Source organism: Streptosporangium sp. NPDC003464 (genome assembly GCF_053588315.1).
Genome location: NZ_JBSFPS010000230.1, coordinates 1 through 16,883, shown reverse-complemented (window position 1 = coordinate 16,883; position 16,883 = coordinate 1). Strand labels below are relative to the sequence as shown.

The following is a 16,883-nucleotide window of genomic DNA, read 5'->3' as shown; positions in this document are numbered from 1 at the left end:
GCGGAAATCCGTTGGATTTCCGCCGTTTGCTACGGGGACCGCTCTACGCGCCGACCGTGGAGTTTCTCCCCGGGTTCGCCGCGCTCCCGCCGTCCGCATTCGGGGATTCGGCCGTCGGGGCCGATGCGATCGACGGCATCCGGGCCGCGCTTGAGTCCCGGCTGGCCGAGCTGGAGAAGTCAGCTCAGCATGGCCGCCTTGCGCAGCAGCACTGAGCGTTCGCGCTGGTTGGCGCACAGCCGGGCCGCCAGCTCCAGCTCGGCACGCGCTTCCGATCGCCGTCCGAGTCGGGCCAGCAGCTCACCGCGTACGGTCGGGATCAGATGCGAACCGGGGAGCCGGTCCAAGGCGATCAGCTCGTCCACGATGGCCAGGGCTTGCGCCGGGCCCGAGGCCATGGCAACGGCGACAGCCCGGTTGAGCTCGACCACCGGCGAGGGTGCGACCCGGCCGAGTGCCTCGTAGAGCACCACGATCCGGTCCCAGTCGGTCGCCTCGACCGAGGGCGCCGACGCGTGGGTGGCGGCGATCGCGGCCTGCAGGCCGTAGGGGCCGAGGCCGCGAGTCGATGCTTTGGCCAGCGCGGCCAGCCCACGGCGGATCGCCGAGAAGTCCCACCGCCACCGGTCCTGCTCGTCGAGCAGGACCGGCGAACCGTCCGGGCCGGTCCGGGCCGGGAAACGCGCGGCCGTCAGCTCGCACAACGCCAGCAGGCCATGCACCTCCGGCTCGTCCGGCTGCAGCGCGGCCAGCGTGCGGGCCAGCCGGATCGCCTCGTACGCGACGTCGGGGCGCAGCAGCCGGTCGCCCGACGTGGCCGTCGATCCCTCGGTGAAGATCACGTAGAGGACGCTGAGCACGCCGCCCAGCCGCTCCCGGCGCTCGGCGGCCGGCGGCAGCTCGAACGGCACCCCGGCCGCCGCGATCGTCTTCTTGCCCCGGGTAATGCGGGCCTGCACGGTCGGCACGGGTACGAGGAACGCGCGGGCGATCTCCTCGCTGGACAGGCCGCCGACCACGCGCAGGGTCAGCGCCACCCGGGCCTCGGGGGAGAGCACCGGGTGGCAGCTGACGAACATCAGCGCCAGCACGTCGTCATCGATCTTGTCGGGATCGATTTCTTCGTCAACTGCCAAGTCGGCCGCCAGCAGGGCATATCGGTCCTGGAGAGCGGTCCGGCGGCGGATCGCGTCGATCGCCCGCCGCCGGGCCGTGGCCATCAGCCAGCCGGCCGGATTCGCCGGAGAGGCGAGCGGCCACGACACCAGCGCCTCGGCCACCGCCTCCTGGGCCGCGTCCTCGGCCAGCCCGAAATCGCCGGTGAACCGGGTCAGCGCGGCGACGATCCGCGCCGACTCGATCCGCCAGACGGCCTCGACGTCGGCCGTAGCCATCAGATCTGGCCGTTGCTCTCGCGCCCGGCCCAGTCCTTGATGATCACTCGTCGACCTGCGGGACCTCGTCGCTCCCGGGCACCCGCCGGATCTCGATCTTGGACCCGGGGGCCGCAGGGACCCGCTTGGCCCACTCGACCGCCTCCTGTTTCGAGGCGACGTCGAGCAGGAAGAAGCCCCCGAACAGTTCCTTGGTCTCGCCATACGGCCCGTCCGTGACCACCGGGGCCTGGCCGCTGAAGTCGACCACGACGCCCTGGCCCGGATCGTCCAGCCCTTCGGCCGCGAGGAGAACGCCGCCCTTGACCATCTCCTCGATGAACTGGCGGGTCGTGGCCATCATCTCGTCGATGTTGGCCATCATGGCCGCGTTCGACTCGTCGGTGCCCCGCATGATCAGCAGGTACTTCGGCATCGCGTTCTCCTCGTCCGGCGGGGCCGCCTCTCGACCTTCGCACCCACACGTCGAACGAGCGGCCCGCGGATCGACACGGTCCCGGAGAAATCTCTCACCACGACGCAGTCGATCCCTCCGACCTGCGTTTTGCCCGTCAGAGCGGTCCATGAGCGATGGCTGACGCGGACGCCCTGCTGATCAGAAAGCTTATCGTCGCATCATTGGAAGGCGGCGACGCTCACACAGATCTGGGGAGAAGCATCCGGGACGCGCTCAGTGACTTCTTTCCGCTACCGGGCTGAAGAGAGGGGGCCCGGTAGTGCTAGGGAAATTTTCGACGGATATGCAGGTCAGAGCTTTCTTAAGGACTTTCGAGCACGGCTGGGAAGGTTGACCGCTGACCTGCATATCCGTTGTTTCCTGCGTCGTTACCACCGGGACCCCATACCCAGGCCGCTATCGTCGCCAGATGCCCGAAGATCCTGAGAAGTTCAACACCGCGATGACCACCTGGCGGGAGTGGCAGGACGCCCCCTGGGGCCGACTGCGTTACTCGATCGCCGAGGCAAACCTGCTCCGTCACCTCGACGGCCTGGGCGGCGAACCGCTGCGGATCCTCGACCTCGCCGGCGGCGACGGCGGCGACGCCATCCGCCTCGCGGCCCGCGGGCACCAGGTCACCATCGTTGACCACGCGCCCGCCATGCTCGCCGTAGCCACCGAGCGAGCCGCGGCAGGCGGCGTGACAGCACTGATCAACTGCGTTGAGGCCGACGCGACCGATCTGCCCCGCGACCTCGCCAACGGGAAGTTCGATGTCGTGCTCTGCCACAACCTCCTGCAATACATGGAGGACATCCCGGGTACTCTCACCTCGGTACTTGCCCCGCTGAAGCCCGGGGGCCTGGTCTCTGTCATGGCGATCAACCGGCATTCGGTGTCCTTGAACATCGCCGTCCGGGAAATGGACCCCGCCGCCGCGCTTGCCGCACTCGACACCGATCAGGCTCGAACCCAGATGTTCAACTCGGCGCTGACACTCCACACAGCCGAAGAGATCATCCCCACCCTGCGAAAGCTCGGATGCCGGGACATCGCCCACTACGGCATCCGCAGCTTCTGCGACTACATCACCGACGACGCGCGCAAGCACGAACCGGACTTCTACGCCGACCTCGAACGCCTCGAGTTCGCCACCACCGCACGCCCGCCCTATATGCACACCGCCCGGCTCTTCCAGCTCATTGCCTGGAAGCAGACCAACTGATGCTGGGCCAGCCGCCGGTCGACGCCTCTGGCTGCTTGCCCGGTCACGGTGGTATCGGTGGGCGCGCGTTCCACGGCATAATCACCAGCCGGTCACCGGCCGCCGCCGGGGCGTCGAGTTGCGCCCATCATGAGGATGCTTGCAGGAGTAGTTCGCTGAACGAGGCCATCAGCCCCACCCCGATCCACACGGCGGCCTGCGGTGAGGTCGCCGCTTCGGCGGCCCGGCACTGGTGCGGGCAACCGGGTTGCGCGGTGGCCTGCCCCGTCGCCACCTGTGAGATCTGTTTTCCCCCTTCACCGCAGATCACCTGGCCGTTTCGGTGAGCAGGCGCGACTGCGCGTCGGCCGTCGTCTTCCGACGGTGCCCCCGGGGCCAACGTCGGCGTCCAGAGGGTTTTCCGAACGGGTGATCGGAAATCGGGTGACGGGTCGGTAGGGTCGCCGTGTGCGTGACCTGGTTCCTCTTCCATTGCCGCCGCTGGTGATCTATCGCAGCGCGGTGGTGCTGTGGTGTGGCAAGCGGACCCCGTCTGACGGGCCGCCGGTGGCCGACACCGCCTGGGTGCATGGCGGCGACAGCCAGGCCCCGCTTCATCAGCCTTCCTTGGCCGGCGCGCAGGTATTGATCGATGACATCGACATGATCGACGGCCAGGACTACGACGTTTTCCGTGGCGCCTGTTCCCGCACGCTGACTGCGCCGCCGCTGGTGATGCACGAGGGGGTATCGCTGTTTTTGAGCGCCTGGTGGCAGAGCGGCCCGCGGATGTGGTGGGCCGACCTCCTGCGGATCGTAGATGACCCGGCTTTCTCGCCGCGGCGGCCGCGGGCCGTCGGCCGTCGCGTTCCTGCAGCGGCGGTTCAGCGGCTTGACGGCCAGGACTACCAGCCGGTGCCGCGTCTGCGGGCATCTGCGTGATGCGCCGGCCACCACGCCGGTATCGGCGTCGATCAGGTCGGCGCGGGTGAGCACGATGCGCCCGGCGCGACCGTCCAGCACCTCATCGGGGCGACACAACAGCGACGGCCCGCGCCATCGACCATCAGCACCGTAGGAGCGCTTGAGCCCAAGGCCGCCCGGGCCGCTGTGGGCAGCAGCAGCGCGGCGGCGTGGGTACGGGTGATGCGCGGCGGGCGGTGAGGCGGCATGAAGCCTTCTTTTCGGGCGGTCGTCTCGGGTGGGTGGTTCAGGGTGCAGGGGCCGTCCGGCCGATCCTCCTCCCCCATCCTGGATGCCGTGCGGGCGCGACGTGGCGCGCCGCACGTCGTCGATCAAGGCGGGGATCCTGGTTGTGCGGCACGTCAGGACGTCATCGGCGCCTCGGTGCCGGTGCCCGCCCCGGCACGCAGGATGGGGATCTCGGTCACGATCGGCGGCGGGAGAAACGGCGGCCAGCGCACCGGGGAGTGTTGACGCCAGCTATGTGCGGCCAAGGCCTCCTCCAGCCAGGAGGCGACCTCATGCGGAGGCATGCCGCGCCGGGGCGGGCGCAGCACCTGGCCATCGTCGGCGTCGGGCAGGCGCAGCTGCCAGCCTCCGGCCGGGCCGGGCCGTTCCCAGATCCACCGCAGGGTCGCGTACCGCAGGTCGGGCGTGCACCGCACCTCCTCGCTCACTGCTCGGGGGCCCAGTAGCAATGAAGGAATTTCCAACGGATATGCAGGTCGAAGTCTCCGTAAGACCCTTCGAGCACAACCTGACGACGGACCGCTGACCTGCATATCCGTCGCTTCCTACGCCGTTACTACCGGGATCCCGATGTCGGCGATGCGGCGGGAAGAGTCACGCGGGTGCTCCGTTTCCGAGGTCGGGTCAGGCCGTTGTCGACCAGACTTCCCGGCGCACCGCCTCTCCCCTTACCGGCCGGCTGCAGGGTCCCGCGGGGCGGGTACATGTACCAGTCGCCCGGTTCGCGGAGTACATCGGAAGAGGGAAGCGGCGGTCACGGTTGGTGTGCACCGGTCGCGTCCGGATCGCTCCGTCGGCGCGCGACCTCGGTTCTTTCCGCATCCCATCGGTCCAGGAGCTTGGGAAACTCCCGCGCCATGAAGGCGTACATGTCGCGCATGTGCTCCAGTCGGGCCCGGGCGGCCGGGTGCTCGCCCACCGCGCTGAGCCCTTGCTCGGCCAATGCGGTGAAGGCGGCGAACTCGGTCATCTTCGCACGGAACGCACGCCCGAAGACGTCCTCGGTCAGCCGGTAGTGATCGCGGCGCGCCCGCGGGGGACGGTAGCGCTCGATGAGCCCGCCCTGTTCCAGCTGGCGCAGGGCCACGCTCATGCTGCTCTTGGCCACGGCGAGCCTCGCACACAACCCGGGGGCATCGGCGGCGTCACCGGTGTCGGCCAGCAAGCACCCCATCACCCGGCCACAGGTACGGCTGAGGCCCAGCCGCTCGAAGTACAGCCCGGCGCTCTCCACGAATTCCTCAACATCGGCCACAACCATATCCTAATTTGTTCGGAACGTTCCGAACATTTAGAATTTCAGGGTGTCCCACCCCGACTCTCTCACCATCGCCATTACCGGAGCCAACTCCGGGATCGGCCTGCGCGCGGCGCGACAGCTGGCCGCCCGCGGCCACCGGATCCTGGCCCTGTGCCGAGACCCGCGCCGGGGCCGCGCCGCCGTGGAGACGATCAGCGCCGATACGGCCCAGCCTGCGACCCTCGTCGTGACCGACCTGTCGGATCCCGCATCCGTTGACGCGGCGGCCGGCCGGATCTTCGACGAGACCGGCCACCTCGACGTCTTGATCAACAACGCCGCCGTGTTCGACCAGACGATGCGTACCCCCGCCTACACCGCCTCCGGCCACGAGCTGTTCTGGGCGACCAACCACCTCGGCCCCTTCCAGCTCACCGCCCGCCTCAGCCCGCTGCTGGCCGCCGCATCCCGCCCCCGGCTGATCAACGTCGCCAGCAAGGGACTGATCACCATGCCGCGTATCGCGATCCGCTTCGACCAGCTCGACGATCCCGGCTGGTACAACCCCACCAAGGCCTACTACCACGCCAAACTGGCTCAGATCATGACCGCCTACTCGCTGGCCCTGCGGGCGCGCGGCACACTGGACGTCGCCTGTGTCCGCGTACCCGCCGTACAGCTCGACACCGACCGGCTCGCCGCCCTTCCCTGGGCCCTGCGGGTGCTGTATGCGCCCAAGAACCGGTTCGCGGCCCCGGCCGAACGGCTGGGTGAGGCGTATACGGCCCTGGCCACCCGCGCCGGTACCTGGCAGGAGCACGCCGATCCCGCATCGCCGGGCAGGGGCGCGTTGCGCGGCGTCTACCTCGACGAGCGTCTCCGGCCGGTCGACGCCCCCGCCTTCGCCTACGACGCCCAGGCCCGCGAGCGGCTGTGGGCCCTCTCCCAGGCCACCACCGGTGATTCGGCCTGGGCGTGGTGAAACCGCCAGGCATCGGTTCACCCTGTGGCCGGTAACAGTCGATCGGCCCGTCGCGGACAGTAACGCCGTCAAGAAGGCCGGAGGCGATCGGCTCGGAGGCGAAAAGCGCGGCAGTCGTACTTGCCTGGCCCGTCTCTACGTCACGGTGCGGGATTTATGGCCCACCCGGGCCGGTGATCACCACCTCGTGTATGGCGCCGTCGTAGACGGCGTGGTAACCGGCTTGGGCCGCCAGGCCGGCCACGGCCAGGCACACCACCGTGCGGACGCTGGGGTAGCGGCTGGTCACGCTGGCCGGGACGGCATCACCGTCGTCTCTGTGATCACCGTGGCCGGTCGGCCCCCAGGTCACCACCACGCCCCAGCGCGGGTCGGCGCGCAGCCGCACATCCCCCACGCCGCTTTGCCGCGGTGACGGCGCGATGAACCCGGCATCAGCCAGCAGGATGCGCACACCGGCGAGCAGGTCATCGAGGCCGGCGTCGTCGCGGGCGGGGCGGGTGAGAGGGGCGGCGGGGACGTCGGGGGCAGGGACGTCTCCACTGTTCACCGGCTGCCGGGAGAGGCCGGGGCGGGGCTGATCTCCGTCGCGCGGCGGTGCAGGTCGGCGGCGAACTCCTCGGCCCACCGCACCTGGGTGCGCAAGGCCTCGCACCGCTCACGGGCCGCGCGCTCGAAGGTCTCCAGCCGGGCGCGGCAGTCGCGCAGGTCGGCCTCGCTCAGCCGACCGGCTGCGGCGTGACCTTGGAGCAGGTCGGTGACTTGCAGCAGTTCGCGCATCTGTTCCAGGGTGAAGCCCAGCGGTTTCATCCGGCGGATCACCATCAGCCGTTCCACGTCGGCGCCGGTGTAGAGGCGAAAGCCGCCCTGACTGCGGGCCGAGGCCGGAACCAGGCCGACCTCCTCGTAGTGGCGGATGGTGCGCAGCGACAGCCCGGTACGCTCGGCCACCTGCCCGATGTGCATAGGAGCCTCACCGCCGCTCACGCCGGGCCGATCCTTCGTCCGGGGACCGGAAGCCGCCGATTCGTCCATGTTCCTGCCCGCCCTCACTGCTCAGCCGACCTGGGCCGGTGTGGCCAGGTGACCCCACCCCACCGAATCTCTACTCTAACGTTAAGGTAGAGTTACCGCTGTCCTGGATTGCACGGCTTCGTCCCGCACGGTCACACCCGGCCCGGATCTGAACCCGGTCCACGCCACCCCGGCCGCGGTACCGCCTCCGACCTCAGGTAAGGAAAACGACGCGCGCATGCCCCTGACCAGCGCCGCCTGCTGCCCGCCGTGATCTGCCCGTCCTAGCGCCGCGCCCTCACCGTCGGCGCCCACCTGGCCGTGCCGACCGTCGGCGACCGCGGCGCCCTGCCGTCGGCGCTACCGGTACCCGGCCTGCCCGAGGTGCCCCTGACCTTCGACACGCTGCGCCTGATCGCCCCGTACGCGCTGGCCTTCGCCCTGGTCGGGCTCATGGAATCGCTGATGACCGCCAAACTCGTGGACGACCTCACCGACACCCGCTCCTCCAAGACCCGCGAGTCCATCGGCCAGGGCATCGCCAACATCGTCACCGGCTTCTTCGGCGGCATGGGCGGCTGCGCCATGATCGGCCAGACGATGATCAACGTGAAGGCCGGTGGCGCCCGCACCCGGCTGTCCACCTTCTGCGCGGGTGCCTTCCTGATGGTCTTGTGCATCGTCTTTGGCCCGCTGGTGTCCCGGATACCGATGGCCGCCCTGGTCGCGGCGATGATCCTGGTCTCGGTCGGCACCTTCGACTGGCATTCGGTCGCCCCGGCCACCCTCAAGCGCATGCCCGCCGGCGAGATCGGCGTCATGGTCATCACGGTCGCCGTCGTGGTCGCCACGCACAACCTGGCCATCGGCGTTGTGGTCGGCTCGCTGGCCGGCCTGGTCATCTTCGCCCGCCGGGTGGCGCACCTGGCCGAGGTCTCCGCCGTCGTCGATCCCGACGGCGGCCAGGTCGTCTACGCGGTCACCGGTCAGCTGTTCTTCGCCTCCAGCAACGACCTGGTCTCCCAGTTCGACTACGCCGGCGACCCCGACGATGTGGTCATCGACCTGACCGACGCCCACATCTGGGACGCCTCCTCCGTCGCCGCCCTGGACGCCGTCGAAGCCAAGTACGCCGCCCGCGGCAAGACCGTCCAGATCATCGGCCTCAACCAGCCCAGCGCCCGCATGCACGGCGCCCTGTCCGGGGAACTGTCCGGCAGCCACTGACGCGGCCTGCAGCCCTCGGCCCTCACGATCACCGCTGCCGCGCCCGTGGCCGATCCACATCGCGACCCACGCGCGACATGTACCTCGCCATGGTGAGCCCGGCGGTCACGCTCGCAGACATCGCTGCGCGGAGACGCCTACTCAACGAGACTGGGGCCACTCTTCGGGCGACCGCCGGGGAAGGTGCTGCAGAGCGCCGCGAGGGGCTCATGATCGCGGTACGGGCGCTCGCCGCGCAGTACGCCAACCACTGGGCGTACAAGCCGGAGTGGACCCTATAGGAGGGGTCGGCGGGCACAGCCGTCACGACGAGTCTTCATCCAGAGCGCGATACCAGGGCATTTCCTTGTACCAGGCGACACCCCTGACACCGACCGCGTCGCGGAACACCCACACTGCGTTCGCGTAGTACCGGTCACGGTGCTCAGGCTCAGGCAGGTCCAGGAACTGCATGGCACCGTTGCACGCGGTGCAGAGGAAGCCTTCTCCGAACTAATACTCCGGTGTGACTTCGTGATCTATCTGGTCGAGATTGAGGAGCGGTCGCCGCCGGCGGCTGCGGCGAGCCGCGAATCTCGATGGCACTGCGGCGTTGGTGCTGTCAAGGTGTCCCCCGTGCTGAAGAAATTACTCTTCATGACCCTGGTCGGGCATGGACACATCAATCCGATGTTGCCGTTGGTCGAGGAACTCGTACGGCGCGGGCACCAGGTGGACTACGCCACCGGGGCAGACCACGCCGCCGCGGTCACCGGTGCCGGCGCACGCTGGGTGGAACTACCGCCGCTAAAGCCGTTCACACCACCACCAAAGATCGGCCCAGAGGCCGTAGCCGACTGGTTGCGCCACTACTTCGCGGCAATGAGTGCGACCTACCCGGTGCTGCAGAAGTACTGCGCCTCGGAGCCGGTAGACGCAATCTGTTACGACACGACGAACTGGCCTGCCCGGATCATCACCAGGAGGCTGGGCATTCCGGCCGTGCAGTGCTTCCCTCACCTCGCCTCGAACGAGGCGTACTCACTGGACCGGCAGTTGACCTCAGGGCTCGACGCCGACGATCCAGCCATGGCCTTGCTCGCCGCCGACTGTGCGGCCTTCTCCACCGAGTACGGCGTCCCCCTCGCTGTCGCCGACACCATGACGATGGCGGACGGGCTCAACCTCGTGTTCGTCCCACGAGAGTTCCAGCCGGCCGCTGACAGCTTCGACGAACGTTTTCACTTCATCGGCCCCTCGATGGGCAGGCGCGAGCAGGCCGAGCAGTGGTCACCGCCCGACCCCGACGCACCACTGCTGTATGTCTCACTGGGCACCGTCTTCAACGGTCACCCAGAGTTCTACCGCTCCTGCATAGCCGCCGTCGCCGACGGGCCGTGGCAGTTGGCGATGACCGTGGGCGACACGGACGCCGCCTCACTGGGCGCCGTCCCGAGCGGGGTGGACGTCCAGTCGCGGTTCCCGCAACTGGCGGTACTTCGCCATGCCACCGCCTTCGTATCGCATGCCGGCATGAACTCCGTTATGGAGGCGCTGCATTACGGGGTTGGCCTCGTCGCCGTCCCGCAGACACCCGAGCAGGCTGCCAACGCCGGGCGCCTGGAGGAACTCAGGCTCGGCGAACGCCTGGACGCCGACATGGTGAGCGCCGAAGCACTGCGGGCGGCAATCGACAGGGTTGCCTCAGACCCGGCAGTACGCGTCAACCTTGCAGGAATGCGCCAAGCCATCCTGCAAAGTGGTGGAGCCACACGCGGCGCCGACGTGATCGAGCAGTACCTGCGTTAGCATTCCGGCGTGACTCTGCAACCAGGCTCCCCGACGCTTCAGGGCAGACTGCGGCGAATCTGTCCAGCAGGTAACGAGCTGCCGGCCCGGGGCGTGGCCTGAACGCGTGAGAGCCCGTAGTGCGCTGATACGGGGCCCGTCTTGCGTGCTGCCGAGCGAGGATCCGTCATTCGGCGCGGGGCAGGTAGCCGGCTACGGCTAGGGCCTGGGGGTCGGCTCGCCGACGGGGTCGCCAGGCACACCCGGCCGTCCTCGGCAAGCACGGCGTTGCCGTTCGTCAGGAGGACGCCGAGTGTGCCATTGACGTCGGTGACGGGCGGCAGGGCCAGGGCGGCCAGGCGGGCCTCCCCCGCCGGCCAGCCCACCGCGCAGCTCGGCGAGGCGGTCCTGGGCCGCGGTGTGGGCGGCGCGTTCAGCGGCGAGCACGGCCTCGGCGGGCAGATGGTGAATCCGGCACGTCATGGGTCACCTCACATGGCCTGCACCGGCGGTTGGTGCCGCCGCGAATGTACCCGCACCCCTGGGTGGGCTTCGCTAGGCTGCCCGGGTGCGCACCGGCTCACCCCATACCCATCTGATCGTGTTGCGCGGCAACTCCGGCTCCGGCAAGACCAGCATCGCCCGAACCCTGCCGGGCAAGGCCCATGATCTGAGCGCCGCCCGCATCTGGGGCATCCTGCGCGCGCTGGAGCAGGCCGGAGTCATCACCCTGGCCGACAAGGCGTATCAGGGAGCCGAGGGCCTGGTCGCCACGCCGTACAAGGACAAGGGCAAGCCCGCGTCGCAGAAACAGGCCAATCGCTCCCATGCCAAGCTCCGCGGACCCGGCGAACGCGCCAACGCCCAGCTGAAGAGCTGGAAGACCCTCCGGAAGCTACGCTGCAGCCCCGGCAAGGCCGGCCATCTGTGCAAGGCCATCGCCGTTCTTCAAAACCACCGGGTCGCACAGGCCGCCTGAGGATGAAAAAGGTTCAGGGGCCCATCCCCGATCTGCAGAATCACAAAGAACCCGCATCCACCTATGGCCGCACGTCGCCGAGCAGATCTCCGACCTCGGCTTGGTCGTCCGCGCCGTGCTGACGGATGTCGCTCCGCACGTGGGCGGGCCGCTCGGTCTTCGGCTCCGGCACCTTGTCCTGTTCTTACGGGCAGCGATTCTCCGCCCGCGGCAAAGGCCGTCACCCCCAGAGCTCTGAGCAGGAGCTTCGCCCGCGAAGGACGGCACCGAAATACGCCGGATATGGGTACACCGAAGCACTCACCAGACAGAACCTGAACCCTGTCCAGTCACCCGGTGGCGTCATCCCAGGTCAACGCACCCCATGATTCCCTGGCCGATTCGGCCCCATGGACCGTCCGGCACCAGAGCGCCAAAATCCGCCCGATTTTCCGCCAGTACTACGGAGACCCCTCCACCTGCGCGGCGCGTGGCAGCCGCATCGTGGAGGCAAGCTGTTCAACGAAGGTCGGGGATGCGTTCGCCATCCTTCGCCGGGCGCTGGGTCGGCGATGAAGCCGGCCACGCAACGGCGTCGACCGCGAGCCACGGCGCGACGGCCAGGGCCGTGGGCGTGAGCCCGGCGAACGTCGTGACCTCGCGGTGGAGGTGGGATTGGTCGACGTAGCCGCTCTCGGCGGCGACGCGGGCGGCGGCGTGACCCGCCGCGAGTAGGTGGGCGGCGTGGTCGAAGCGCAGCAGCCGGGCGGCGCGTTTGGGTGTGATGCCGAGCTGGGACCGGAAGCGGGACCACAGGCGCTTGCGGCTCCAGCCGACCTCGTCCGCCAGGCCGTCGACCCGCACCCGCCCCCGGCTGGTGAGCGTCCGCCGCCAGGCGTAGGCGACCTGCGGATCGACCGGCGGGTGGGTGCCCAGCCGCCGGCCCAGGATGTCCGCCGCGATCGTGAAGCGTTCGTCCCACGACGCGGCGGCGCGCAGCCTGTCCTCGGCCTGCCCGGCGTCGCGGCCCCAGACGTCCTCAAGGGCTGCCACCGCCCCGCTGAGCTCGGCCGATGCGCCAAACAACGTGGCCGCCGCGACCGGCTCCAGCCGGATCTGGAGCAGCTCGCCGACTCCCCGGCCAGTCGCCCGGAGGTCGCCGGGCAGGAGCCCGACGACGACACTGCCGTGCTCGTGCCGGCCATGGGTTTCGTAGGCGACGCCGGCTCCCTCGCTCAGATCGACGAGCAGGGTGACGGACGGGTACGCGACCATGGCGATGTCCACCAAGGCCGGGGCACGATGGCGGAACCCGGCCATGCTGACCCCCGGCAGCCCAACCGACGGGCGTGGGACTGCGACGTCCACCCACGCCCGGTCAGGTGGCGTCCCGGCCGGCAACACATGGCCAGTCTAGGCATCAGGGATCAGGGGTCGTCGGCGGTCCGTTGCCGTGAAGCTCAGCAGCAGTTCGCCGACCGTCTCGGGCGCTTCCAGCATGGGTAGGTGCCCGACGCCGGGCAGCAGCTCGACCCGTGCGTTCGGCACCGCGTCGTACTGGTGCGCCGAGGACGGCTCCCAGCGGGGGTCGGCAGAGCCGAAGATCACCTGTACGGGGACCTGGAGGGCGGCCAGACGCTCGGGCATGCTCCGTTCGGCGATGTAGGCGGTGTTCTGGCGCAGCACCGTCCTCATCACGCGGTAGGTGATGCCCCGTACGTCGGCGACCACGTCGTCCGGGAGGTCCACCGGGCGAACGGCCGTCGCGCTGATCCCCTTGCGGATCATCGCATCCGAACGCCTCGGCCAAATGAGCGGGCCCAACGGCGGGGCCAGCAGCACCCGAAGGATGAACGGCTGCCGGAGGAGCGCATCCGGACTCGGGCCGCTACTGATCAGTGCGAGCGAACCGACGAGGTCGGGACGTTGCTCGGCGAGCGCGGTGGCGACGTAGCCGCCGCTGGAGTGCCCGGCCACGGCGACGTGACGAAGCCCATGGTCGTCCAGCAGCGCCGCCACCTGGCCCGCCTGCGCGGGCACGTCATACGACGGCGCGGGCGGGGACTGGCCGCAACCCGGCAGGTCGACCCGGATGACGTGATGGTGGCCGGCCAGCGCCGGGACCACCGGACCCCAGAAACCGCCCGAGGCCCCCGACCCGTGGATGAGCAGCAACGGCGGCGCCTGCCGCGGGCCGTCATGGACCACGTGCATGCCATGCGGGTGCTCAATGTCGTGTTCACTCATAGGGAGACTGTGCACGGGCGGCCGGCCGCCAGTCTTGGACAAATGTTCCCGCGGAGTCGAAATCGGGGCGGCCGTCACCGTGCCGGCTGTACCAAGGCCCCAAGGCCGGAACACGGGCCCGGCGGGCTCATTCCCGCGCGGTGGGAGCCATGGAGATGTTCCGGAAGCCGGCGTAGCGGCCGCCGCGGTCGAGCAGTTCGTTGTGAGTGCCTTCCTCCACGATCCGGCCGCCGTCCAGAAAGACGATGCGGTCGGCGCGCCGGACGGTCCGCATCCGATGCGCCACCATCACCACCGTCCGGCCCGCCATCAGGCGCTCGATGCCCTCGTGGACGGCCGCCTCGCTGACCGGGTCCAGCGCCGAGGTCACCTCGTCCAGCAGCACGATGGGCGCGTCCTTCAGCAACACCCGCGCGATCGAGACGCGCTGGCGCTCACCACCTGACAGCAGCGCGCCGCCCTCGCCGACCTTCGCCGCCCATCCCCCGGGCAGTCGCTCGATCACTTCGTCCAGCCGCGCCGCGGTCGCCGCCGCCCGCACCTCGGCGACGCCCGCGTCGGGACGGCCCAGGCGCACGTTCTCCTCGATCGTGCCGTCGAAGAGGTAGACGTCCTGGAAGACGATGGCGATCCGGGCCATCAACACCTCGGTGCTGATCTGGCGCACGTCCACGCCTCCCACGCGCACCGTGCCGGCGTCCACGTCGTAGAAGCGCGCCAGCAGCTGCAGCAGAGTGCTCTTGCCCGCGCCGGCCGGGCAGGTGACAGGCGACGGCGCAGCCGTACGGCTTGGCCGCGCTGTCCTTCAGCTGAGGGAGCGTGCGATCAGCCGATGCGGCCGCGCCAGCCCGCCCGGATCAGGTGGATCGCCCCCATTCAGAACGTCGGTAGCCCTTGCCAAGATGATCAGGAATTCCCCATCGTGAGGAGACGAACACCTTGAGCGCTGTCGGTAAGGGCAAGGCCAGCACGGACGATTACGCGTGGTGGGGCCAATCCCCTTGGCCAGAGTTCTGCTTCACCTTCGCAGCCGGGCTCGCGCCTGAAGAGGTGCTCCATCGGCTGCAGTTGACCGAGGACCACGAACAGGAAGGCTTTGCCGCCATCGAAGTCGGTCACGCCGACGGCGGATCGATCATGGTGGAATGGGCCGGCCACGCCGGGACCTTGAGTGATGTAGTGCGGGATCTATCAACCGGCACGTCGATCGCCAGCATCACCCGCAACGTCAACTACCACTCCCGCTTCGTCCACGCGATCGACGGCCAGACCGTCGCGAGCCTGGACCCGATGTTCCCCCACTGGGCCGGCGGCGCCGAGCCCGAACGACTACGGCAAGACCTCGAAGAGCTCGGCATGATCCCCGAGTTCGGCCCTGACGATGAAGACGGCTTCTTCCCCCACTACATCGAGGCCGCGCTGGCACTCGCCGAACGGCGCACCGGCGTCCGCCTGGAACCCCGCCACCTTCAGCGCGGCGCCCTGCCCTACCGCGCCTCGATCGCCCGCTACTACGACCAATTCGAAAGCCCGTCCCCGGAGCCAGCCTGACACCCCAACCAGCACGGGAGCCACCCCCCAAGACCATTCACAATGATGACGAACCGGCCCACACAGCCGAACACGCGACTCTTCTTGGAAGTCGTGCGAGAGCCAAGCGCGTTTCTGCTGCCGGTCTTGCGGATATGCCGCCAACGCGGATGTGAACGCGGCCAGGAACATCGAACACGCGGCAGGGCACGCTGTGTCTGTGGATGGATGCCCCTGGGCCGACATCGCGTAGGCCTGCCACGTCGGCAGCGCTGATGCGCAGGCCGTGCTGGGCCAAGGTTCAGGCTGATGCGACCTCAGTTCAGTGCGACGGGGTCATCGGACAGCAAGTCTGGCCCCGGCCTTCCGGATTCCGCCCCGATCGCGGACACTTCCTAAGTAATGCGGATACTGTGGGATCCTCTGCCCGCGTCGTGGCCAGCGGAAGCGCGCAGGCGGCCGGGCGGGCTGCGCGGCCTGATCGCCTGGGCGCAGAACGCGGCCGCCGTACGGGACGATGACGTGGAGCGGCGGGTACGGCGGGGAGCGATGCAGGCCGTCGTCCGCGAGGCATACCAGCAGACGCTCGCCGAGCAAGACAGCGAGCATCGAGGGCCGGCCGAGTTCGCCCAGGCATGGAAGGCCCGCCTGGCTTCGCTGTTGGACACGGAGACCGTCGAGGTGTCGGGCTGGTCGGAGATCACCGTCGCCGACCTCGATACCGACCTGGGCTGGAGTCTGTACGCCGCGGCCGTCAACGCCAGGTCGAAAGCGATCACGCATGCGATCGCCCAGCCCAGCCGCCCTAGTCTCCCCTGCGACACCCAGACCTCGTTCTACGAGTTCTCGATCATCGCCGCTGATGAACATGCGCTCGGCCACGTCCGGTACGAGGTATGCGAGCCGTGCGGCGTCGGCCTCCTCCTCAAGATCAGCTTCTCGCCTGACTGGCAGTTCTGCGGGCTTGGGACCCTCGCCCTACGCCAGATGGAGACCCGTCACCCAGCGCTGACCTGGTACACCACCGGCCAGTACACACACGTCAAGGGCTTCTATCAGCGATACCGGCAATGCAGCGCCAGCCCATGGACCGAGAAGCAGAATCCCTGCCCGCACTTTTGAACAGAGACCGCGGCCAGAGCGGAGGAGCGGGGCCGGATCGACCTGGCGAGCCCGGCTAGCTTCCGCGGGGCGGCCGCTCGTCGGGATTCGCGCTGTCATGTTGCCAGTACCACCAGGCATGGGTGTCGAAGCCGCGCGGCGGGTCAAGGTCGGTGGGGTCGGCGTGTCAGAGGTCGGATCCGGGGGATCGACGGTGACCCTGGTCCAGGGGCCGGATGGACCAAGCGATGCAGGGCAGTGACCTGCTGGTGGGACAGCGGCGGGTGCATCAACGCCTGGTGTTGGCGCGCACCCAAACCGGGGCCGCACTTCATGCGTTACGCGGTTAATCCGAGAAACTCCTGAACAGCCGGGATGTGCTGGTAGGCGCGCAGCTGACCGTGCAGGTCTGCCAGCGTGCTGGAGCCTCGCGCGGAATCCACCCCACCCATGTGCTCCAGAACCTGGTGGGCGCTCTCCAAGGCGGCGTCGACGTCGCCGAGCGCCAGGTGGGCCTCGGCCCGACGCGCCAGATAGATCGCCGCGCCCCGGGCTTCTTTCTCCGTGT

General features: G+C 69.1%; 16 protein-coding genes and 6 pseudogenes. 11 read left to right on the top strand and 11 right to left on the bottom strand.

Translation table 11 applies throughout. From position 1 onward, the window contains the following. On the top strand, positions 1-215 hold a 215-nt coding region (locus tag ACWDS7_RS36625; protein ID WP_451932985.1), incomplete at its 5' end, for a hypothetical protein. Here ACWDS7_RS36625 and ACWDS7_RS36620 read toward each other — a convergent pair. Together ACWDS7_RS36620 and ACWDS7_RS36615 are read right to left on the bottom strand one after the other, a co-directional pair. After that, positions 180-1,394 carry an RNA polymerase sigma factor gene (locus ACWDS7_RS36620; RefSeq protein WP_451932984.1) on the bottom strand — a complete coding sequence of 405 codons (1,215 nt, stop codon included), beginning with the start codon at positions 1,392-1,394 and terminating at the stop codon, positions 180-182. The genes ACWDS7_RS36625 and ACWDS7_RS36620 overlap by 36 nt on opposite strands. Next, a pseudogene (locus tag ACWDS7_RS36615) lies at positions 1,394-1,809 on the bottom strand (YciI family protein). Before ACWDS7_RS36615 ends, ACWDS7_RS36620 begins: the two are co-directional and overlap by 1 nt. A gap of 451 nt (positions 1,810-2,260) precedes the next feature. Between ACWDS7_RS36615 and ACWDS7_RS36610 the strand changes: the two are divergent. Both ACWDS7_RS36610 and ACWDS7_RS36605 read left to right on the top strand, forming a co-directional pair. Further along, positions 2,261-3,058 (top strand): class I SAM-dependent methyltransferase, encoded by a 798-nt coding sequence (locus ACWDS7_RS36610; protein ID WP_451932983.1) that lies wholly within the window; start codon positions 2,261-2,263, stop codon positions 3,056-3,058. 447 nt (positions 3,059-3,505) lie between these two features. Further along, entirely contained in the window at positions 3,506-3,979 is a 474-nt protein-coding gene (locus ACWDS7_RS36605; protein ID WP_451932982.1) for a hypothetical protein, read from the top strand. A gap of 383 nt (positions 3,980-4,362) precedes the next feature. Here the strand turns inward: ACWDS7_RS36605 and ACWDS7_RS36600 are convergent, their stop codons facing one another. After that, positions 4,363-4,665: a hypothetical protein gene (locus tag ACWDS7_RS36600; RefSeq protein ID WP_451932981.1), complete on the bottom strand. Its 303-nt coding sequence runs from the start codon at positions 4,663-4,665 to the stop codon at positions 4,363-4,365. Between the two features lie 338 nt (positions 4,666-5,003). Continuing rightward, positions 5,004-5,504, bottom strand: coding sequence for a GbsR/MarR family transcriptional regulator (locus ACWDS7_RS36595; RefSeq protein WP_451932980.1), 501 nt, complete (start codon positions 5,502-5,504; stop codon positions 5,004-5,006). Positions 5,505-5,553: 49 nt separating this feature from the next. Between ACWDS7_RS36595 and ACWDS7_RS36590 the strand changes: the two genes are divergently transcribed. Then, positions 5,554-6,471, top strand: a complete 918-nt coding sequence (locus tag ACWDS7_RS36590; protein WP_451932979.1) for an SDR family NAD(P)-dependent oxidoreductase — start codon at positions 5,554-5,556, stop codon at positions 6,469-6,471. A 154-nt stretch (positions 6,472-6,625) separates the two neighbouring features. Here ACWDS7_RS36590 and ACWDS7_RS36585 read toward each other — a convergent pair whose 3' ends face one another. Continuing rightward, positions 6,626-7,021 carry a hypothetical protein gene (locus ACWDS7_RS36585; protein ID WP_451932978.1) on the bottom strand — a complete coding sequence of 132 codons (396 nt, stop codon included), beginning with the start codon at positions 7,019-7,021 and terminating at the stop codon, positions 6,626-6,628. Then, positions 7,018-7,437 (bottom strand): MerR family transcriptional regulator, encoded by a 420-nt coding sequence (locus ACWDS7_RS36580; RefSeq protein WP_451932977.1) that lies wholly within the window; start codon positions 7,435-7,437, stop codon positions 7,018-7,020. The genes ACWDS7_RS36585 and ACWDS7_RS36580 overlap by 4 nt, the downstream gene beginning before the upstream one ends. Before the next feature lie 342 nt (positions 7,438-7,779). Between ACWDS7_RS36580 and ACWDS7_RS36575 the strand changes: the two are divergent. Both ACWDS7_RS36575 and ACWDS7_RS36570 read left to right on the top strand, forming a co-directional pair. Continuing rightward, positions 7,780-8,712, top strand: a pseudogene (locus ACWDS7_RS36575) (SulP family inorganic anion transporter); the annotation flags it as partial. Continuing rightward, positions 8,682-8,993, top strand: a pseudogene (locus tag ACWDS7_RS36570) (DUF6221 family protein); the annotation flags it as partial. The pseudogenes ACWDS7_RS36575 and ACWDS7_RS36570, both read left to right, overlap by 31 nt. A gap of 22 nt (positions 8,994-9,015) precedes the next feature. On the opposite strand, the gene ACWDS7_RS36565 reads toward ACWDS7_RS36570, so the two are convergent. After that, positions 9,016-9,165, bottom strand: coding sequence for a hypothetical protein (locus ACWDS7_RS36565; protein WP_451932976.1), 150 nt, complete (start codon positions 9,163-9,165; stop codon positions 9,016-9,018). A gap of 60 nt (positions 9,166-9,225) precedes the next feature. Here ACWDS7_RS36565 and ACWDS7_RS36560 point away from each other — a divergent pair, with 60 nt between their 5' ends. Continuing rightward, on the top strand, positions 9,226-10,500 hold the full coding sequence (locus ACWDS7_RS36560; protein ID WP_451932975.1) for a macrolide family glycosyltransferase: 1,275 nt from the start codon (positions 9,226-9,228) through the stop codon (positions 10,498-10,500). Positions 10,501-11,116: 616 nt separating this feature from the next. After that, positions 11,117-11,458: pseudogene (locus tag ACWDS7_RS36555) on the top strand (transposase family protein); the annotation flags it as partial. A gap of 498 nt (positions 11,459-11,956) precedes the next feature. On the opposite strand, the gene ACWDS7_RS36550 reads toward ACWDS7_RS36555, so the two are convergent. The 3 genes and pseudogenes from ACWDS7_RS36550 to ACWDS7_RS36540 form a co-directional block, all read right to left on the bottom strand. Beyond that, the gene (locus ACWDS7_RS36550; RefSeq protein WP_451932974.1) at positions 11,957-12,712 is read right to left on the bottom strand and encodes a helix-turn-helix domain-containing protein; all 756 of its coding nucleotides are present in this window, start codon (positions 12,710-12,712) and stop codon (positions 11,957-11,959) included. Between the two features lie 138 nt (positions 12,713-12,850). Then, a complete protein-coding gene (locus ACWDS7_RS36545) occupies positions 12,851-13,684 on the bottom strand; it encodes an alpha/beta fold hydrolase (RefSeq protein ID WP_451932973.1) in 834 nt (277 codons plus the stop codon). A gap of 127 nt (positions 13,685-13,811) precedes the next feature. After that, a pseudogene (locus tag ACWDS7_RS36540) lies at positions 13,812-14,429 on the bottom strand (ABC transporter ATP-binding protein); the annotation flags it as partial. 194 nt (positions 14,430-14,623) lie between these two features. On the opposite strand from ACWDS7_RS36540, the gene ACWDS7_RS36535 reads away from it, so the two are divergent. The 3 genes and pseudogenes from ACWDS7_RS36535 (at position 14,624) to ACWDS7_RS36525 (ending at position 16,336) form a co-directional block, all read left to right on the top strand. Beyond that, positions 14,624-15,235 (top strand): DUF6461 domain-containing protein, encoded by a 612-nt coding sequence (locus ACWDS7_RS36535; RefSeq protein ID WP_451932972.1) that lies wholly within the window; start codon positions 14,624-14,626, stop codon positions 15,233-15,235. A 103-nt stretch (positions 15,236-15,338) separates the two neighbouring features. Continuing rightward, positions 15,339-15,467, top strand: a pseudogene (locus ACWDS7_RS36530) (zinc ribbon domain-containing protein); the annotation flags it as partial. Between the two features lie 149 nt (positions 15,468-15,616). Beyond that, positions 15,617-16,336, top strand: coding sequence for a hypothetical protein (locus tag ACWDS7_RS36525; protein ID WP_451932971.1), 720 nt, complete (start codon positions 15,617-15,619; stop codon positions 16,334-16,336). 317 nt (positions 16,337-16,653) lie between these two features. Here ACWDS7_RS36525 and ACWDS7_RS36520 read toward each other — a convergent pair. Then, a partial coding sequence (locus tag ACWDS7_RS36520; protein ID WP_451932970.1) for a hypothetical protein occupies positions 16,654-16,883 on the bottom strand: 230 nt, incomplete at its 5' end.